This window comes from Povalibacter uvarum (assembly GCF_014202975.1).
GTDB classification, from domain to species: domain Bacteria; phylum Pseudomonadota; class Gammaproteobacteria; order Steroidobacterales; family Steroidobacteraceae; genus Steroidobacter; species Steroidobacter uvarum.
Genome location: NZ_JACHHZ010000001.1, coordinates 1382239 through 1398339, shown reverse-complemented (window position 1 = coordinate 1398339; position 16101 = coordinate 1382239). Strand labels below are relative to the sequence as shown.

The window sequence follows — 16101 nt, the reverse complement described above, 5'->3', positions numbered from 1 at the left end:
GTCAGTTTTTCGGGTCTGACTAGTCACCATCCGCTATCCGCCATCCGCTTCCTCAAAATGTCCTATCTCGCTCTTGCCCGCAAATGGCGGCCGCGCAATTTCGGCGAACTGGCCGGCCAGGAGCACGTCATGCGCGCGCTCACGAACGCGCTGGAGACGGGCAGGGTGCATCACGCGTTCCTGTTCACGGGCACGCGCGGGGTCGGCAAGACGACGATCGCGCGCATCCTGGCGAAATCGCTGAACTGCGAAACGGGCGTCACCGCCACGCCTTGCGGCAAATGCGCCGCCTGTAAGGAAATCGATGAAGGTCGTTTCGTCGATTTGATCGAGGTGGACGCCGCGTCGCGTACGAAGGTCGATGACACTCGCGAGCTGCTCGATAACGTTCAGTACGCACCGACTCGCGGGCGATACAAGGTCTATCTGATCGACGAAGTGCACATGCTGTCGGCGCACTCGTTCAACGCGCTGCTGAAGACGCTCGAAGAACCGCCGCCGCACGTGAAATTCCTGCTGGCGACGACCGATCCCCAGAAGCTTCCGGTCACAGTGCTGTCGCGCTGTCTGCAATTCAGCCTGAAGCGCTTTCCGCCCGGGATGATCATGAAGCGCCTGACGGAGATCGCGCAGGCCGAGAACCTGGATTTCGAGCCAGACGCGCTGCGGCTGGTGGCCAGGGCAGCGGAGGGCAGCATGCGCGACGCGCTGAGCCTGCTCGACCAGGTGATTGCTTTCGGCGGCGCGAAGCTCACCGCGGAAGATACGCGCACGATGCTGGGCACGCTCGATCGATCGCAAGTGTTCGGCATCATCGAAGCGGTCGTTTCGCGGGACGCGCGAAAGGTTCTCGACTGTGTGGCGCAACTCGACGAACGCGCGCCCGAATATCGAGATGTGCTCGCGGAGCTCGCCGCCGTCCTGCAGAAGGTTGCGCTGCTGCAAGCGGTGCCCGATCTGGAGCTGGACGAGGCGGAAGACATCGACGCATTCCGGCGGCTCGCCACAACGCTGACGCCGGAGGATACGCAGCTGTTCTATCAGACCGCGATCATCGGTCGTCGCGACCTCGAACTCGCACCGGACTCGAGAGCTGGGTTCGAGATGGTGTTGTTGCGCATGCTGGCATTCGGTCTCGCGGATGCGGGCACGTCCGCAGCATCAACGACGGTCCCGACGCCGACGTCGGTAGCGACCGGATCGACATCGCGTTCTGCCCCGGCAGCAACGGCGCGGCCGCAGAAGGCATCGGCAGTCGCGACCGAATGGAGTGCAATCGTGGCGGCGCTCAATCTGAACGGGCCAGTGAGTCAGCTCGCTGCGCACAGCGTCCTCATCGGTCGCGAGCCCGGCAAAGTGCGCCTGAATCTCGACGCGGAAGGCGAAACGTTCCGGCGACCGGCGCTCGAAGAAAAGCTCGCCCAGGCGCTGTCCGCGTACCTCGGCGAGGAAGTAAAGCTCGAAATCAATACGGTCGGCGCAGCGAGTGACACGCCTGCGCGACAGCAGCGGGCCGCAGCGGACGACCGCATGCAGAACGCCCGTCGAAGCATCGATGAAGATCCGAATATCCGCGCGATGCGCGATGTATTCGGCGCAACTGTTCAACCGGATTCCGTCAGACCCAGCGAATGAATGGGGTACCCATGAAAGGCAATATCGGCAACATGATGAAACAGGCGCAGCAGCTGCAAGCCAACATGCAGCGCGCGCAGCAGGAAATCGCCAGCATGGAGGTCACCGGCGAAGCGGGTGGCGGCATGGCGAAGGTGACGATGACCGGCAAGCATCAGGCGCTGCGCGTGACACTCGACCCGTCGATCATCTCGAGCGACGACAAGGAAATGCTCGAAGACCTCGTCGCCGCCGCAATCAACGACGCCGTCCAGAAAATCGAACGCACCTCCCAGGAAAAGATGTCTTCCCTCATGGGCGGCCTGAATCTTCCTCCCGGCATGAAACTCCCTTTCTGAGAGCAGCGGTGGATGGTCCAGTGAACATCCGCGCGATGCGCGAGCAAGTGAGCGGTTCGCATTTTCTCCCTTCTCGCCAACCGCCAACCGCTAACCGCCAACCGCTTCTCTTCTGATGATTTATCCTCCAACGCTCACCCGCCTCATCGAAACGCTGCGCTGCCTGCCCGGTGTCGGACCGAAGTCGGCTCAGCGGATGGCGTTCCATCTGCTCGAGAAGGATCGCAACGGTGCCGCGGCGATCGCGGAAGCGTTGCAGAAGGCGGTCGAAGGGATCGGGCGTTGCCAGCGCTGCCGCATGTTCGCCGAGTCGGAGCTGTGCCCGATCTGTGCCTCGTCCAGCCGCGATCGTTCATTGCTCTGCGTGGTCGAGTCGCCGGCTGACGTGGCGGCTATCGAGCAATCAGGAAGCTATCGCGGTTGCTATTTCGTGCTGATGGGGCATCTGTCGCCGCTCGACGGCATCGGCCCGAACGAGCTGGGATTCTCCGAGCTCGAAGCGCTGCTGAAGGAAGGCGAAATCAAGGAAGTGATTCTCGCGACCAACGCGACCGTTGAAGGTGATGCCACGGCTCATGTGATCTCAGAGATCGCTGGCCGCAAGCAGATCAAGTCGAGCCGCATCGCCCATGGCGTCCCCGTGGGTGGTGAGCTCGAATACGTCGATGGCGGGACGCTGGCTCACGCGCTCGCGGGCCGCCAGGTGCTTTGACGCCGTCATTCCCGCGGAATCCGTCATTCCCGCGCAAGCGGGAATCCATCCGATCGGGTCGGCTTACCAAGCCAGCCTCTACTTCCGCCTCTCATAATCCGGCGCCAGATCACGCATGATGTTCAGCAGCCGCTTGTAGCTCTCATAGCGGCGCGCGGACAACGTGCCTGCGTCGATACCCGCAATCACTGCACATCCCGGCTCGCGAAGATGCAGGCAGTTCGCAAACCGGCATTGCGGTGCGGCTGCGACGATTTCCGGCCAACCCCTCTGAACGACCGCATCGCTGACGAGAGCGGGGGCGAAGTCGCGAACACCTGGCGAATCGATCAGTTCACCGCCTCCGGGCATCCTGAAGAGAGCGGTGGAGACCGTCGTGTGTCGTCCTTCGCCCGTCGAGTCGGACAGCGTGCGCGTCTGCCGCTCGAGGTCAGGGATCAACGCGTTCGTGAGCGTCGATTTTCCGACACCCGACTGACCGGCGAACATGGTCGTCTTGCCCTTGAGGAATGCGCGCAAATCGTCGATGGCATGGCTGTTCAATGCCGAGACGGTGAGTACCGGATAGCCTGCGCGTCGATACTCTTCGACGGCTTCGCCGAGCGTGGACGAAGAGTCGAGATCCGACTTGTTCACTACGATCGCGCCATCGATATGGGCATAGGCGGCGCCGGCGAGATAGCGATCCACCATGTAAGGATCGGTCGGCGGCTCGGGGGCGACGACGATCGCGAGCAATGTGAGGTTCGATGCGAGCGGCTCGTTGCGGCCCCGGCTGTCGGTTCGCTGCAGCAGCGTGCGACGCGGCTGTACGGACACGATTCGGGGCTCATCGCCGGCCGCTGCAGCTACCGGTCGCGGCATACGCACGTTGACTTCGTCGCCACACACGATCGAGAGCCGCTTGCCAAAGAGCTCGGCGGGCAGGCGTTCCCCGTCCGCTGTGCGCACGATCGCTCGTCGTCCGAACGACTCGACGACACGTGCAGTGAACTCGACCGGCGTATTCATGAATGTCATGCCAGCGTGCTCCCTGCTGCCTCAGGCCTGCCGAGTCGCCAGGGCTTGCAGGCGCGCGATGCGCACAAGCGCGGGCGGGTGTGAATCGTAGAAGGTCGAGTGCAGCCGATCGGGTGTGAGCGTGGTGGCGTTGTCGCGATAGAGCTTCACCAGGGCTTCCGCCAGCTTGCTGGCGTCGGAGAACTTCGCCGCGAACTCATCCGCCTCGAACTCGTGCTTGCGTGACCACCACGCGCCGACCGGTGTGAGGAAGAAAGTGAAGGACGGAAGTACCAGCATGAAAAGAAGCAGGGCAGCGTGGGGCGTCGGCATGCTCACACCGAGCGCCCGATAGAAATCAGGCCATGCCGTGAGCGCGCCGAGCAAGGCGAATCCCCCGATGCCGAAGAACAGCGAGAGGATCAGTCGTGAGCGGACGTGATGCAGCCGGAAATGCCCCAGTTCATGGGCCAGCACGGCTTCGATCTCGGGCCCCTGCAGGCGCTCGATCAGCGTATCGAAAAATACAATGCGCTTGTTGCGACCGACCCCGGTGAAGTAGGCGTTCCCGTGCACGCTGCGGCGCGAGCCGTCCATGACGAAGACACCTTTCGAGGAGAAGCCGCAACGCGCAAGTAGATCCTCGGTGCGTTGCTTGAGCGCCTCATCGGCGAGCGGAACGAACTTGTTGAAGAGCGGCGCGATGAAGGTCGGCCAGGCCCAGGTGATGAAGAGCGTGAATCCGATCCAGACGAAAGCAGCGTACAGCCACCAGAGCGTTCCGGCTTTCTGCATCAGGTACAGAATGACGAACACGAGTGGACCGCCGAGAATCAGCGTGAGCGCCAGGCCCTTGAGCAGATCCACGAGGAACAGGCCGACCGTCATGCGATTGAAGCCGAAGCGGGCCTCGACGCCGAACGTTCGGTAGATGCTCAGCGGCATGCCGATCGCGGAGATCATGAGCAGCGTCGAGAGGACGACAGCCGTCCCGTGCCATGCCAGGGGCAATCCAGCGGGTTGCCATGCCCGGTCGATGTAGTCCAGGCCTCCGCCGAGGGTGAGAAAGAGAGCAAGGATTGCGTCCAGAAGCAGGTCCCAGCGATTGAGCCCCGCGAGCGCCACCGTGTAGTCGGCGGCCTTGCGATGGGAATCGATGTCGACCTGGGATTCGAAGGCCTTCGGCACTTCGTCCCGATGTGCACTGACGGCCGCGATCTGCCGCTGGTTCAGCCAGCTGCGCAACAGGGTCGAGGCCAGCAGCATGAGCGCGAACAGCGTTGTGAACCAATGCATGACGTTCTTGTATGTATGGGAAAATTCGTGCAGAAATGCGCCCGATGAGAGCTTAGCGGCTGCTGTTATCATGGGCAACGCACCTATTTCCGAGGTTTCGCTGTGAGCGACCGTGACCCGACCCGGCTGATCTGGATCGACCTGGAGATGACCGGGCTCAAGCCCGAGTCCGATCGCATCATCGAGATCGCCACGGTCGTCACCGACAAACATCTGAACACGCTCGCCGAAGGGCCCGTCATCGCCATTCACCAGAGCGATGCGACGCTCGATGCGATGGATGACTGGAATCGCAGGCAGCACGCGGCGTCAGGGCTGAGCGCACGCGTCCGGGCCAGCGCCGTGAACGCAGCGGAGGCGGAGAGGCGCACGATCGAGTTCCTGCGCGTCTGGATCGAGCCCGGTGTTTCCCCGATGTGCGGCAACAGCATCTGCCAGGATCGACGCTTCCTGGCGCGGGAGATGAAGGATCTCGAGCGGTACTTCCACTACCGCAACCTGGATGTAAGCACCCTCAAAGAGCTGGCCAAGCGCTGGGCGCCGGAAGTCGCCACGGGCTTCCAGAAGGCTTCCACGCACCTGGCGCTCGATGACATTCGCGACTCGATCCGCGAACTGGCCCACTACCGCACGCATTTCCTGCGAGTACCGTGACTGAGAGTGCAATGACGGCCCGGCCTCATTCAGAGGCCTGCGACCGCAACAAGGACCCGATTCTCGCCGTACTGAAAGGCTGGTTTCTCCGGCCCGGTGTCGTGCTGGAGATCGGTGCGGGGACCGGGCAGCACGCAGTGCATTTCGCTCAGGCGCTGCCGCACCTCCAGTGGACGTCGACCGACCGCGAGGAGAACCTGGAAGGAATTCGCCAGTGGTTGGACGAGGCCGCGCTGCCGAATCTGAAAGGACCGTTGGCGCTCGATGTGCTGCAGGCCGAGTGGCCCCTGACGAAGGCCGACTATGCCTTCAGTGCAAACACGGCCCACATCATGGGCTGGCCCGCCGTCGAAGCGATGTTCGTGGGAGTAGGCCGCGTGCTGGAGGCAGGAGGCCGGTTCTGCCTGTACGGACCGTTCAACCGCAATGGCGAGTTCACCAGCGATTCCAATCGCGCATTCGATGAGATGCTGCGCTCGCGGGATCCCGTGATGGGTATTCGCGACGATCGGGCATTGTTCGAGCTGGGCCGCCGCAACGGTCTCGGGGTCCTCGCCGACCACTCGATGCCAGCGAAGAACCGGCTCCTGGTCTTCGGCAAGACCTGAACACGGCCAGGAGTTTCACACGGAGTTCACCGAGGGTACGGAGATCAGGAGGTCAGACAGACATTGTCCTCTCTCCATGGTCTCCGTGAACTCCGTGTGAAATCCGGCTCTCTTGCCCTGCTCTCAGACCTTGTTGCCCGCCAGGAACAGCCACGTCTCGACGACGGTATCCGGATTGAGCGACATGCTCTCGATCCCCTGCTCGACCAGCCAGCGTGCGAGATCCGGGTGATCCGAAGGGCCCTGGCCGCAGATGCCGATGTATTTGCCTGATTTGCGGCACGCATCGATCGCCATCTTGAGCAGCGCCTTCACCGCGTCATCGCGTTCGTCGAAGAGCTTGGCAATGATCGCGGAGTCGCGATCGAGGCCGAGTGTCAGCTGCGTCATGTCGTTCGAACCGATCGACATGCCGTCGAAGAACTCGAGGTAGCGATCAGCGAGCAGCGCATTCGTCGGCAGCTCGCACATCATGATGACCTTGAGTCCGTTCTGGCCGCGTGCCAGCCCGTTCGCTGCCAGCAACTGCGTGACCTGCTCGGCTTCCTTCAGCGTGCGGACGAACGGCACCATGACCTGAACGTTCGTCAGGCCCATCTTCTCGCGTACACGCTTGAGGGCGCGGCACTCGAGCTCGAAGCAGGGGCGGAACGCTTCATCGATATAACGCGATGCGCCACGGAACCCGATCATCGGGTTCTCCTCGTGCGGTTCGTACTGCGGGCCGCCGATGAGATTCGCGTATTCGTTCGACTTGAAGTCGGACAGACGCACGATCACCGGCTCTGGAGCGAACGCGGCTGCGATGGTGCCGATGCCTTCACACAGCTTATCGACGTAGAACGATACCGGATCGGAGTAACCCGCCATCTGGCGGCGAATGGTCACCTGCAAGTCCTGCGACAGGCGATCGAACTCGAGCAGTGCGCGCGGATGCACGCCGATCATGCGATTGATGATGAACTCGAGGCGAGCGAGGCCGACGCCCTTGTTCGGGATGCCGGCGAAGTCGAATGCACGATCGGGATTGCCGACGTTCATCATGATCTTCGTCGGGATCGAGGGCAGGGCATCCAGCTCGATGAGCTTCTGCTCGAACGGCAGCTCGCCTTCGTAGACGAAGCCCGTGTCGCCTTCGGCGCACGAAACGGTGACGCCCGCGCCTTCGCGAATCGTCTCGGTGGCGTCAGTACAGCCGACCACGGCGGGAATACCGAGCTCTCGCGCGATGATCGCTGCGTGGCACGTGCGGCCGCCGCGATTCGTCACGATCGCGGAAGCGCGCTTCATCACGGGTTCCCAGTCCGGATCCGTCATGTCCGCGACCAGGACGTCGCCGCTCTGAACGCGCGTCATTTCCTTCACATCGCGAATGATGCGGGCGGGGCCCGCGCCGATGCGCTGACCGATCGAGCGGCCGGTGGCGAGCACTTTCGTCTTCTTGCCCTTCAGCGAGAAGCGCTGCACGCTGCGACCCGCGCGGCTCTGCACGGTTTCGGGCCGGGCCTGCAGGATGTAGATCTTGCCGGTCTCCCCGTCCTTGCCCCACTCGATGTCCATCGGGCAGCCATAGTGCTCCTCGATGATGAGCGCCTGTTTCGAAAGGTGGAGTACGTCTTCGTCAGTGATCGAGAAACGGCGCCGATCTTCGTTCGGCACGTCGACGGTGGTCACGCGTGCGGCACTGCCCGGCGCGGCGTAGACCATCTTGATCGCTTTCGCGCCGAGCGTCCGGCGTAATACCGCTTCGTGTCCTGCACGAATCGCAGGCTTGTACACGTAGAACTCGTCCGGATTCACGGCGCCCTGAACCACGGTTTCGCCGAGGCCGTAGGAGGCAGTGATGAAGACGACGTTGCGGAAACCGGAGTCCGTGTCGAGCGTGAACATCACGCCGCTGGAGCCGACATCCGAACGAACCATGAACTGAATGCCCGCGGAGAGCGCGACCTGGTCGTGGGCGAAGCCCTGGTGCACGCGATACGCAATCGCGCGATCGTTGAAGAGCGAAGCGAAGACTTCGTGCACGCACTTGAGCAATGCATCGCGCCCGCGCACGTTCAGGAACGTTTCCTGCTGGCCTGCGAATGATGCGTCCGGAAGGTCTTCCGCTGTCGCCGACGATCGCACTGCAACGGCGATGTCGCGGCCGCCGCTCATCTGCTCGAACGCTTCGAGGATTTCTTTCTCGAGCCGTGGCTGGAACGGCGTCGCGAGGATCCATTCGCGGATCTGGCCGCCGACCGTGGTCAGCTTCTCGACGTCATCGACATCGAGGGAGGCGAGGGCCTGCGAGATGCGCCCCGCCAGCCCGTCATGGGCGATGAAATCGCGATAGGCCTGGGCCGTCGTCGCGAAGCCGCCCGGCACGGTGACGCCGAGCTTGGCGAGGTGGCTGATCATTTCACCCAGCGATGAATTCTTGCCGCCCACGGTATCGACATCGTGTCGGCCCACTTTCTCGAAGGGCAGGATGTAAGCAGTCAAAGGAAGTCCTCTTGATCTACGCCTTGCGGGGATGGAACACTGGTGAAACGTCGTCGGGGCGGCGATTCTACGACGAACGCGGCCCGCTGAAGAACGTTCGATAGGGCATAGAGTTTCGTGGGAGCGCTAAAGCGGCCCCGGCATTCAACAGAATTCCCGGCCAGAACCATCGCTGGCCAGTGAGATCAACGGCCAGGTGATCAATGGAAAGACGAACGGTATTTTTCGTGTCGGACCAGACGGGGGTGACCGCGGAGACGATGGGTCACAGTCTGCTCACGCAGTTCGACGGGCAGGCATTTCGACAGGTGACTCTGCCATTTATATCCACCCTTGACAAGGCGGAGGAGGCGGTCCGGAGGATCAACGCCACCGCGGAAAACGAGGGCGTGCGCCCCGTCATTTTCAGTACTCTGGTGCAGGAGGACCTGCGCGAAATCATCAAGCTGGCCAATGGCCTCTTTCTCGACTTCTTCGACGCCTTCCTCGGTCCGCTGGAGCTCGAGCTCAAGGTCAAATCGTCGCGCGCCCAGGGCAAGGCGCACGGCATGCAGGACCTCGGGGCATATACATTACGTATCAATGCCACCAATTTTGCGTTGGCCAACGACGACGGCGCGGTCGCCCACGACTACGACCGGGCCGACCTGATACTTGTCGGAGTTTCCCGATCGGGCAAGACGCCGACCTGCCTCTACATGGCGCTCCAGTACGGCATATTCGCCGGGAACTATCCGTTCGCCGACGAGGAGTTCGAGTCGGGGCGCCTGCCGCAGTCGCTGATCCGCTACGAAAAGAAACTCTACGGGCTCACGATCGCGCCCGAGCGCCTGCAGCAGATTCGCAATGAGCGCAAGCCGAACAGCCGCTACGCGTCTCCCGCGCAAGTCGAATATGAACTGAGGGCAGCGGAGGGATTGTTCAAGCGCTACGGCATTCCCTATATCAACACCACCGAGTGCTCGATCGAAGAGATCGCAAGTCGCATTCTCGACAAAACCGGCGTGGAGCGGCGGCTGCGACCGTGACACACGTCTCATGCACGTGGCCGGCGCGCGAAATCGCTGTGTTATATTCGATCCATGAACGTTGCTGAGCTGCCGACAGATACAGACTGCGCAGTGAGCTGGCGGGCACGGCCTGCCAGCTTCGTGAGTCTGATGTCGCTGTATGAGAGCAACTACATTCGCCTCGGCTGGCTGATCGAAGATCTCTCCGCCGTCGAAGGCCGTCTGATCTCAGCCGTCGACGGCGATTGCCCGCTGCATCTGAAAGTCGAAGAGCGCAGCCGTTACACCACGACGGTGACGCTGACTTACATCTTCGAGCAGGAGATGGCGTCGCTCGCCGATCCGGACCTGCAGATCCGCGTCTATCACGACGCGCGACTTGCGGAAGTCCAGTCCTGCGCCCGCTGGCATCGTCATGCCATCCTCGAATCGATCCGTTCGGGACTCGCGCGTGCACTCGGCGAGCGCTGGCTGCGCAACGTCATGCTGAACAAATGGCTCGACTACTGCGTCGAGCGTGGCCATCGATTCGGGGCGACGCCTGCTCTGGCGCGCTGATCCCGACATCATCCTCATCCAGCACCGCCGTCGCTCAAGCCTATCCTCATGGGCATCTCCGAACGGCTGGGACAACTCCTTCAGGGCAATCGGCAGTCTGCTGAAGACGAGCGGCTGCTGCAGCTCTACTGGAATCGCGCGGAGCTCAAGAAAGAACTCGTCCGGCTCCAGAACGAACGCTACGAGCTGATCGAGGAACTGAAGAAGCAGGAAGCCGCGGTTCTGCGTGCGGGCGAACGCATGGAGGAACTTCAGCAGCACCTGGGAGATCCGGACGCTGCGACCCACGCGCTGGTCTACTTTCAGCTTCGAGCGCTCTGGAAAGCGTGCGCGGCGCGGCTGGCCCGCTTTGCCGAGCATCTGCAGAACCAGCAGCAGGATCGCGAGCGGCGAAGGCAGCTCATCGAATTCGATCAGACGCGCCGCCGGCAGCTGGCGGACTTCGATCGACGCGTCGGTGAAGCGCGCAACGAGGCCCAGAAGCTCGAAGGTCAGATGAAGGAGATGGAAGCGCGCCTCGCCTCGATGCGCGGCTTCTGGAATTACTTCCGGCGCAGGCGCCTGGCTGACGAGCTGGAAGTCGTGCGCAACCAGTGGGACACGGCCGCTACACGCGTCACGGACGTTTCCGACGATCGGGCGGCAATCGAGGACCAGCAACCGTCCGAGTTTCCTGGCATGTCCATCGACGGCAAGCGCATCGTCAATACGGCGGTCATCGCCTACGCACAGCAGATGGTCAGCCAGCTCTCGACGGGTGGATTGGCGCTGCTCGCGAAGGAGGCGACAGCCAAGGCCGTCTTCGAGATGCGTTACGGGAGTCGCGAGGACTGCGTGCGGCTGATGGCGTTGCTCCGTGAAGCACACAGCATCGCAGGACGTGAGAGCGAGGATCTCGCGGGGCTCAAGGAGCACACGGATTCACTGCGCGCGAAAGCGAGCTACCGCAGCGATGCGGACACGACGCCTTTGACGGATTCGATCGGCACGCTGTCGCCGCCGACATCACCGGTGTCGGGGCTCGAAAGCATCAATCGGGCGGGGATCAACGTCCTGGTGGACGACTACTGGGACCTTTACGAGGTCCTGCTGAAATAGCCTTCGAACGAGGGGATGCGGGATGAATGGTCAGCCATTCATCCCGCACTGTCCTTACGGCGTCGCCGGGCTGGCGCTGTTTTCCGTCTTCAGCTTCGACAGGTACAGGCTGCCGATTCCGTTCATGTCTGCTGCGATCTGCGCTGCTTCCGCGAGCGTGGGATCGGGAGCCTCGTTGGAGTTGAGGTCCGACAGCTTCGCGAGCGGCGCCTGGCCGTGTGCCGCGCGACGGGTGTTCTCGCGAGCGAGGCGTTCCTTCTCGAGCGTCTCGCGCTCCTCGATCCGCTTCTGCAGGTTCAGCGACACCTTCTTCTGCGTGCGAACCTTCTCGAATGAATCCAGATCGCCGAGCAGCGACACGAAGTCCGCGTCCTGCGCGATGCGACGCTGGTGAGACTGTTCGAGTGTCGCAATGGCCTGTGTGAGCGGGCCTTCGCGGCCGAATTCCACGGGACGAATGCGATCCCAGGGCAGGGCGCTCTCGCGGGTGCTTTCACCGACTTCTTCGGGGCTGATTGCGGTCGGCATCGAGATGTCAGGCTGTACGCCGCGGTGCTGAGTGCTTTCGCCCGTCACGCGATAGTACTTGCCGATCGTCACCGTGAGCTGGCCGAAGCCGGGTTCAGGTCCGAGTGCGTAGCGATCGAGCGGATACAGGTTCTGCACTGAACCCTTGCCGTAGGTCTGCTGGCCCACAACGACGCCGCGGCCGTAGTCCTGGATCGCGGCAGCGAAAATTTCCGAAGCCGACGCACTGAAGCGATCGACCAGAACGATCATCGGGCCGTCCCACGCGATGCTGGGCTCCGGATCGTCGAGGACTTCCACGCGGCCGCCGGTTTCGCGCAACTGCACGATCGGGCCACCCGGGATGAAGAGCCCCGACAACGCAGTGGCTTCGGTCAGATGGCCACCGCCGTTGCCGCGTAGGTCCATCACGAGCGCGTCCATGTGTTCGGTCTTGAGCTCCTCGATGAGCTTGCGCACATCGCGAGTGGTACTGCGGTAGTCCTTCTCGCCAGCCGACTTCGCTTCGAAGTCCTGGTAGAAGCTCGGCACGTTGATGACGCCGACGGTGAGTTCGCGGTCATCGCGCTTCACCTTGCGGATTTCCTTCTTCGAAGCCTGCGCTTCGAGCGTCACCTTGTTGCGGGTCAGGAAGATGTCCTTCATCGGCGAGCCGGGTGTTGCGCCGGCCGGGAGGATCTGCAGGTGAACGACCGTGTTGATCTTGCCGCGGATGAGCTGGACTACATCGTCGAGGCGCCAGCCGACCACGTCGGTGGGTTTGCCGCTCTTGCCTTCGCCGACGGCAACGATGCGATCATTGACGTTGATCTGGCCGCTTGCAGCAGCGGCGCCGCCGGGCAGTACGTTGAGCACGGTCACGTAGTCATCCACGAGCTGCAGCGAAGCACCGATGCCTTCGTACGACAGGCTCATCTGGATGCGGTACTCCTCGGAGTTGCGCGGCGAGAAGTAGCTCGAGTGCGGGTCGAAGACATGCGCGAAGGCGTTCATGAACACTTCGAAGATGTCGTCGCTCGTGACCTGCTCGGTGCGCTTCAATACGCGCTCGTAGCGCTTCTGCAGCACGTCGCGTGATTCGGCCCACGGCTTCTCGGTGAGCATCAGGGATAGCGCATCGTTTTTCACTCGCTGGCGCCAGATTTCGTTGAGTTCCACCTGGCTCTTGGCCCACGGAGCTTTCTCGCGGTCGAACTCGAAGTACTCATCGACGGTGAAATTCGGCTCGGTCTTGAGCAGTTCGAGGGCGTAGTTGATGCGCTCGCGGTTGCGGACCTGGAAGCGATTGAAGATCGCGAACACGGGTTCGAGCTTGCCGGACACGACTGCGTCGTCGAGCTGGTACCGATAGCGTTCGAATTCGGCGATGTCGCTCGCGAGGAAGTAGCTGCGCCCGCCGTCGAGCTGTTCGATGTAGCGGTCGAGGACGAGGGCGGAGACCGGATCGTTGATCGGCGACTGGCGATAGTGCGAGCGCTCGATGACGTTGCTGACCAGCTTGCTGACGCGGCGCTGGCGTTCGGTCGGAGTCAGATCCTGCGTCGATGCCGTCGCAACTGCGTTGGCAACGGGGGCCTGTGCGGTCCCGGCGAGCAGGGCACACGCGATGAGCAATGCAGGCAGACTGAACAGCAAAGTGAAGCGACGCGGCGCGCTGCCGGTGCTGTTGCTGGGCTGGGTCTCACGCGAGGGCTGGTACACTGTTTCACATCCTCAGTCTGTCGGGCCAACGCCCGAGGGCGGGCACCGGTTGCAACGTCGAACCTAACGGTTCGACGGGGTACGACTCAAGTCAGCGGACTTCGAGCAGGTGTCTTCTTCCATAGAGTCATCTGCGCCAGGAACGTTTCCGATGCGACCACTCGCCGTCCTCAATGCCATCCTGTTCGGCTCCGCCGCGGCCATCACGTTCGGACTGTGCGCTGTCCTGGTCATCTATCTGGTCCTGCAGGGGCGTCATCCGCAGTTAGCCACGGAATTCGGACCGTTGCTGCGCAGTAGCGGCATGTTCGCGGCGCTGTCGATCGTGTCGGGCCTGAGTCTGTACAGCAGTCTCAAGGAGCTGAACTGGCGTTGGGCCGCGCAGATCGCAATGTGGGTCGCCGTCGCGCTCACAGTTGCGTTTTACTGGCCCCGATGACTTCAGGGACATGAGGGAAAGCCCCAAAACCGCGTGGGGCAGGGATGGATTTCCCGAAAACGCCGCGGGCACGACGCCCGATCGGGCTTTTTGCTTCAAACCACGGCGAATCCAATCGCTAACCCCCTGACACCGATGCGAATGGATCGAGCGTACGCGGCGGGAGCGGCGGCGGTCAATGAACTGGGACCGCAGACACGACGAGGCGACTGCGGCGGGCGATTATGAGCGGCGCTTGACGCTGCCCCAGGCGTTGCGGCGTTCGAAAGCACCGCTGTTGTAGGGGTCGAAACCACCCTTGCCCTTGGCCGGCTTGGCAGGCGCGGGAGCGGCGGTCTTCGTTGTCGTGACGGACGTTGCAGGCGGTGGAAGGGGTGCGACCGCGGTCGGCAGCTCATCGTCCCTTCCATCATCGCGTCCGCCGAAGAGTCTGGCGAACCACATAGGCGTCTTCCCGGTAAAACAATCAGCAGAATCTACTTGTTGTGGGGAAGAGCTTACCTCCCGCCTCGGCGTCGCTCACCGCCGATTGCTCAAACTGTGACGCCGGTCACGCCCGCCGTTCATTCAAGTATGCGTGTCGGAAAACCTTCCACTTCCCCTTGGAAAAGCGTCATTCCAGGCTGACGCGGGGCTCCACGCGGCGCTGATCCTGCGTTGGGGGCTGCGGCGGCGCAGCAGGGACCTCCTGCTCCGCGCCAGTTCCCTCGGCGCGGCGTTTCACGAACAGCAGGCGAATCAGAGACACCACCACCAGCGGACCCAGTGCGAGCGCCCAGGCGCGGCCCACGCCCGACGCCAGATCTCCGTAGAAGTCACCGTAGAAGGTGCCCACGCCGGTGCCCTGGCCATAGGGCCCCAGCAACGAGGTCCCAACCCAGAAAATGACGCCGGGAAGCGCGAAGAGCCCCAGGCCCAGCAGCACGCTGGCGACGATCAGTTCGAAGCGGAGTCGGTGATTGCTCGTCATGAGGAAGGAAAGGGGGCTCCTGGAGTGGCGCGCGCATCTTACACCGAGCATTTTGGCACCGAGCGTATGATCGCGGCCGGACACATTCTCTCCGGGGACAGGCATGAGCGATTCGAAGAGCCTCAGGACGGCGGTCATCGGCGTCGGCTATCTGGGACGGTTTCACGCGCAGAAGTACCGCCAGCTCGAAGGCTCGAACCTCGTGGCCGTCGCGGATGCAAATGCGGAATCCGCCCGGAAGGTTGCGGAGGAGCTCGGCGTCGAAGCCGTGACCGACTATCGCGACGTGCTCGACCGTGTCGATGCCATCAGCATTGCCGTGCCGACGCCGCTGCATCACGCCGTCGCCTGCGCGGCGCTTGAGCGCGGCATTCATGTGCTCGTGGAAAAGCCGATCGCAACGACCGTCCAGGAAGCAACGGAAATGGTGGCGCTCGCGGCCCGCAAGGGATGCGTACTCCAGGTCGGGCATCTCGAGCGTTTCAATCCCGCGATCGTTGCGGCGGTGAATCGCCTGCAGACGCCTCGCTTCGTCGAATCCCACCGGCTCGCGCCTTTCAAGCAGCGCGGAACGGACGTCAGCGTCGTGCTGGATCTGATGATCCACGACATCGACCTGATTCAGGAGCTCGTGGGCCGGCCGATTGAAAGCATCGATGCCGTGGGTGCGCAGGTGTTTTCAGGTGAGATCGACATCGTCAACGCGCGCATCCGGTTTGAAGGAGGCTGCGTCGCCAACACCACCGCGAGCCGTGTGAGTCTCAAGCAGGAACGGAAGATCCGGATCTTCCAGGACGACGCCTATCTGTCGATCGATATGCAGCAGAAGATTCTCACGGTGATCCGCAAGAAGGATGCGGCACCGGTGGAATCGCCGGCCCAGGTCTCGATCGAGGAAGAGTCGTTCGATCAGGGCGATGCGCTTCGCGATGAGATCGCGGCGTTTCTGAAAGCCATTCGCGAGAAGACGCCGCCGGTCGTCACGGGCGAGGACGGCCTTCGTGCGCTGCAGACGGCGTTGAAGATTGCGGAGCTGGTGACGGGGAAGGGGGCCGGCTGATTGCCTGT

At 62.6% G+C, this 16101-nt stretch carries 16 protein-coding genes; 10 read left to right on the top strand and 6 right to left on the bottom strand.

The features are described 5' to 3' along the window. Positions 1–57 precede the first annotated feature (57 nt). The 3 genes from dnaX to recR all read left to right on the top strand — a co-directional run bounded on the left by dnaX (position 58) and on the right by recR (position 2685). The gene (dnaX, locus tag HNQ60_RS06050; protein ID WP_184330073.1) at positions 58–1635 is read left to right on the top strand and encodes a DNA polymerase III subunit gamma/tau; all 1578 of its coding nucleotides are present in this window, start codon (positions 58–60) and stop codon (positions 1633–1635) included. 11 nt (positions 1636–1646) lie between these two features. Further along, the gene (locus HNQ60_RS06045) at positions 1647–1973 is read left to right on the top strand and encodes a YbaB/EbfC family nucleoid-associated protein (protein ID WP_184330072.1); all 327 of its coding nucleotides are present in this window, start codon (positions 1647–1649) and stop codon (positions 1971–1973) included. Between the two features lie 115 nt (positions 1974–2088). Continuing rightward, complete coding sequence (recR, locus tag HNQ60_RS06040) at positions 2089–2685, top strand: recombination mediator RecR (RefSeq protein ID WP_184330071.1); 597 nt, start codon at positions 2089–2091, stop codon at positions 2683–2685. 78 nt (positions 2686–2763) lie between these two features. On the opposite strand, the gene rsgA is transcribed toward recR, so the two are convergent. Continuing rightward, a complete protein-coding gene (gene rsgA, locus HNQ60_RS06035) occupies positions 2764–3705 on the bottom strand; it encodes a ribosome small subunit-dependent GTPase A (protein WP_184330070.1) in 942 nt (313 codons plus the stop codon). Positions 3706–3726: 21 nt separating this feature from the next. Further along, positions 3727–4980, bottom strand: coding sequence for a M48 family metallopeptidase (locus HNQ60_RS06030; protein WP_184330069.1), 1254 nt, complete (start codon positions 4978–4980; stop codon positions 3727–3729). 102 nt (positions 4981–5082) lie between these two features. Here HNQ60_RS06030 and orn point away from each other — a divergent pair, with 102 nt between their 5' ends. Both orn and HNQ60_RS06020 read left to right on the top strand, forming a co-directional pair. Beyond that, positions 5083–5634 carry an oligoribonuclease gene (gene orn, locus HNQ60_RS06025; RefSeq protein WP_322096841.1) on the top strand — a complete coding sequence of 184 codons (552 nt, stop codon included), beginning with the start codon at positions 5083–5085 and terminating at the stop codon, positions 5632–5634. A gap of 11 nt (positions 5635–5645) precedes the next feature. Beyond that, on the top strand, positions 5646–6242 hold the full coding sequence (locus HNQ60_RS06020; RefSeq protein WP_184330068.1) for a DUF938 domain-containing protein: 597 nt from the start codon (positions 5646–5648) through the stop codon (positions 6240–6242). A 123-nt stretch (positions 6243–6365) separates the two neighbouring features. Here the strand turns inward: HNQ60_RS06020 and ppsA are convergent, their stop codons facing one another. Further along, positions 6366–8729, bottom strand: a complete 2364-nt coding sequence (ppsA, locus tag HNQ60_RS06015) for a phosphoenolpyruvate synthase (RefSeq protein ID WP_184330067.1) — start codon at positions 8727–8729, stop codon at positions 6366–6368. Between the two features lie 203 nt (positions 8730–8932). On the opposite strand from ppsA, the gene ppsR reads away from it, so the two are divergent. Genes ppsR through HNQ60_RS06000 form a run of 3 tightly spaced genes read left to right on the top strand, consistent with a single transcriptional unit; the run spans position 8933 to position 11395 of the window. Next, positions 8933–9757, top strand: a complete 825-nt coding sequence (ppsR, locus tag HNQ60_RS06010) for a posphoenolpyruvate synthetase regulatory kinase/phosphorylase PpsR (protein WP_184330066.1) — start codon at positions 8933–8935, stop codon at positions 9755–9757. A 54-nt stretch (positions 9758–9811) separates the two neighbouring features. Next, complete coding sequence (locus HNQ60_RS06005) at positions 9812–10297, top strand: DUF1249 domain-containing protein (RefSeq protein WP_184330065.1); 486 nt, start codon at positions 9812–9814, stop codon at positions 10295–10297. A gap of 48 nt (positions 10298–10345) precedes the next feature. After that, on the top strand, positions 10346–11395 hold the full coding sequence (locus HNQ60_RS06000; RefSeq protein ID WP_184330064.1) for a hypothetical protein: 1050 nt from the start codon (positions 10346–10348) through the stop codon (positions 11393–11395). A gap of 54 nt (positions 11396–11449) precedes the next feature. Here HNQ60_RS06000 and HNQ60_RS05995 read toward each other — a convergent pair whose 3' ends face one another. Then, positions 11450–13624, bottom strand: coding sequence for a carboxy terminal-processing peptidase (locus HNQ60_RS05995; RefSeq protein ID WP_184330063.1), 2175 nt, complete (start codon positions 13622–13624; stop codon positions 11450–11452). Positions 13625–13775: 151 nt separating this feature from the next. On the opposite strand from HNQ60_RS05995, the gene HNQ60_RS05990 reads away from it, so the two are divergent. Next, entirely contained in the window at positions 13776–14063 is a 288-nt protein-coding gene (locus tag HNQ60_RS05990; protein ID WP_184330062.1) for a hypothetical protein, read from the top strand. 222 nt (positions 14064–14285) lie between these two features. Here HNQ60_RS05990 and HNQ60_RS05985 read toward each other — a convergent pair whose 3' ends face one another. Beyond that, on the bottom strand, positions 14286–14507 hold the full coding sequence (locus tag HNQ60_RS05985) for a hypothetical protein (RefSeq protein ID WP_184330061.1): 222 nt from the start codon (positions 14505–14507) through the stop codon (positions 14286–14288). Between the two features lie 169 nt (positions 14508–14676). Then, on the bottom strand, positions 14677–15033 hold the full coding sequence (locus tag HNQ60_RS05980) for a hypothetical protein (RefSeq protein ID WP_184330060.1): 357 nt from the start codon (positions 15031–15033) through the stop codon (positions 14677–14679). Positions 15034–15136: 103 nt separating this feature from the next. Here HNQ60_RS05980 and HNQ60_RS05975 point away from each other — a divergent pair, with 103 nt between their 5' ends. Beyond that, positions 15137–16093, top strand: coding sequence for a Gfo/Idh/MocA family protein (locus HNQ60_RS05975; protein WP_184330059.1), 957 nt, complete (start codon positions 15137–15139; stop codon positions 16091–16093). Positions 16094–16101 lie beyond the last annotated feature (8 nt).

Coding starts and splice junctions, on each gene's coding strand:
- HNQ60_RS06005 (WP_184330065.1), top strand. CDS start 9,812: ATGAACGTTGCTGAGCTGCCGACAGATACAGACTGCGCAGTGAGCTGG.
- HNQ60_RS06020 (WP_184330068.1), top strand. CDS start 5,646: ATGACGGCCCGGCCTCATTCAGAGGCCTGCGACCGCAACAAGGACCCG.
- HNQ60_RS05975 (WP_184330059.1), top strand. CDS start 15,137: ATGAGCGATTCGAAGAGCCTCAGGACGGCGGTCATCGGCGTCGGCTAT.
- recR (WP_184330071.1), top strand. CDS start 2,089: ATGATTTATCCTCCAACGCTCACCCGCCTCATCGAAACGCTGCGCTGC.
- HNQ60_RS06000 (WP_184330064.1), top strand. CDS start 10,346: ATGGGCATCTCCGAACGGCTGGGACAACTCCTTCAGGGCAATCGGCAG.
- HNQ60_RS05990 (WP_184330062.1), top strand. CDS start 13,776: ATGCGACCACTCGCCGTCCTCAATGCCATCCTGTTCGGCTCCGCCGCG.
- HNQ60_RS05980 (WP_184330060.1), bottom strand. CDS start 15,033: ATGACGAGCAATCACCGACTCCGCTTCGAACTGATCGTCGCCAGCGTG.
- rsgA (WP_184330070.1), bottom strand. CDS start 3,705: ATGACATTCATGAATACGCCGGTCGAGTTCACTGCACGTGTCGTCGAG.
- HNQ60_RS06030 (WP_184330069.1), bottom strand. CDS start 4,980: ATGCATTGGTTCACAACGCTGTTCGCGCTCATGCTGCTGGCCTCGACC.
- dnaX (WP_184330073.1), top strand. CDS start 58: ATGTCCTATCTCGCTCTTGCCCGCAAATGGCGGCCGCGCAATTTCGGC.
- HNQ60_RS05985 (WP_184330061.1), bottom strand. CDS start 14,507: ATGTGGTTCGCCAGACTCTTCGGCGGACGCGATGATGGAAGGGACGAT.
- ppsR (WP_184330066.1), top strand. CDS start 8,933: ATGGAAAGACGAACGGTATTTTTCGTGTCGGACCAGACGGGGGTGACC.
- HNQ60_RS06045 (WP_184330072.1), top strand. CDS start 1,647: ATGAAAGGCAATATCGGCAACATGATGAAACAGGCGCAGCAGCTGCAA.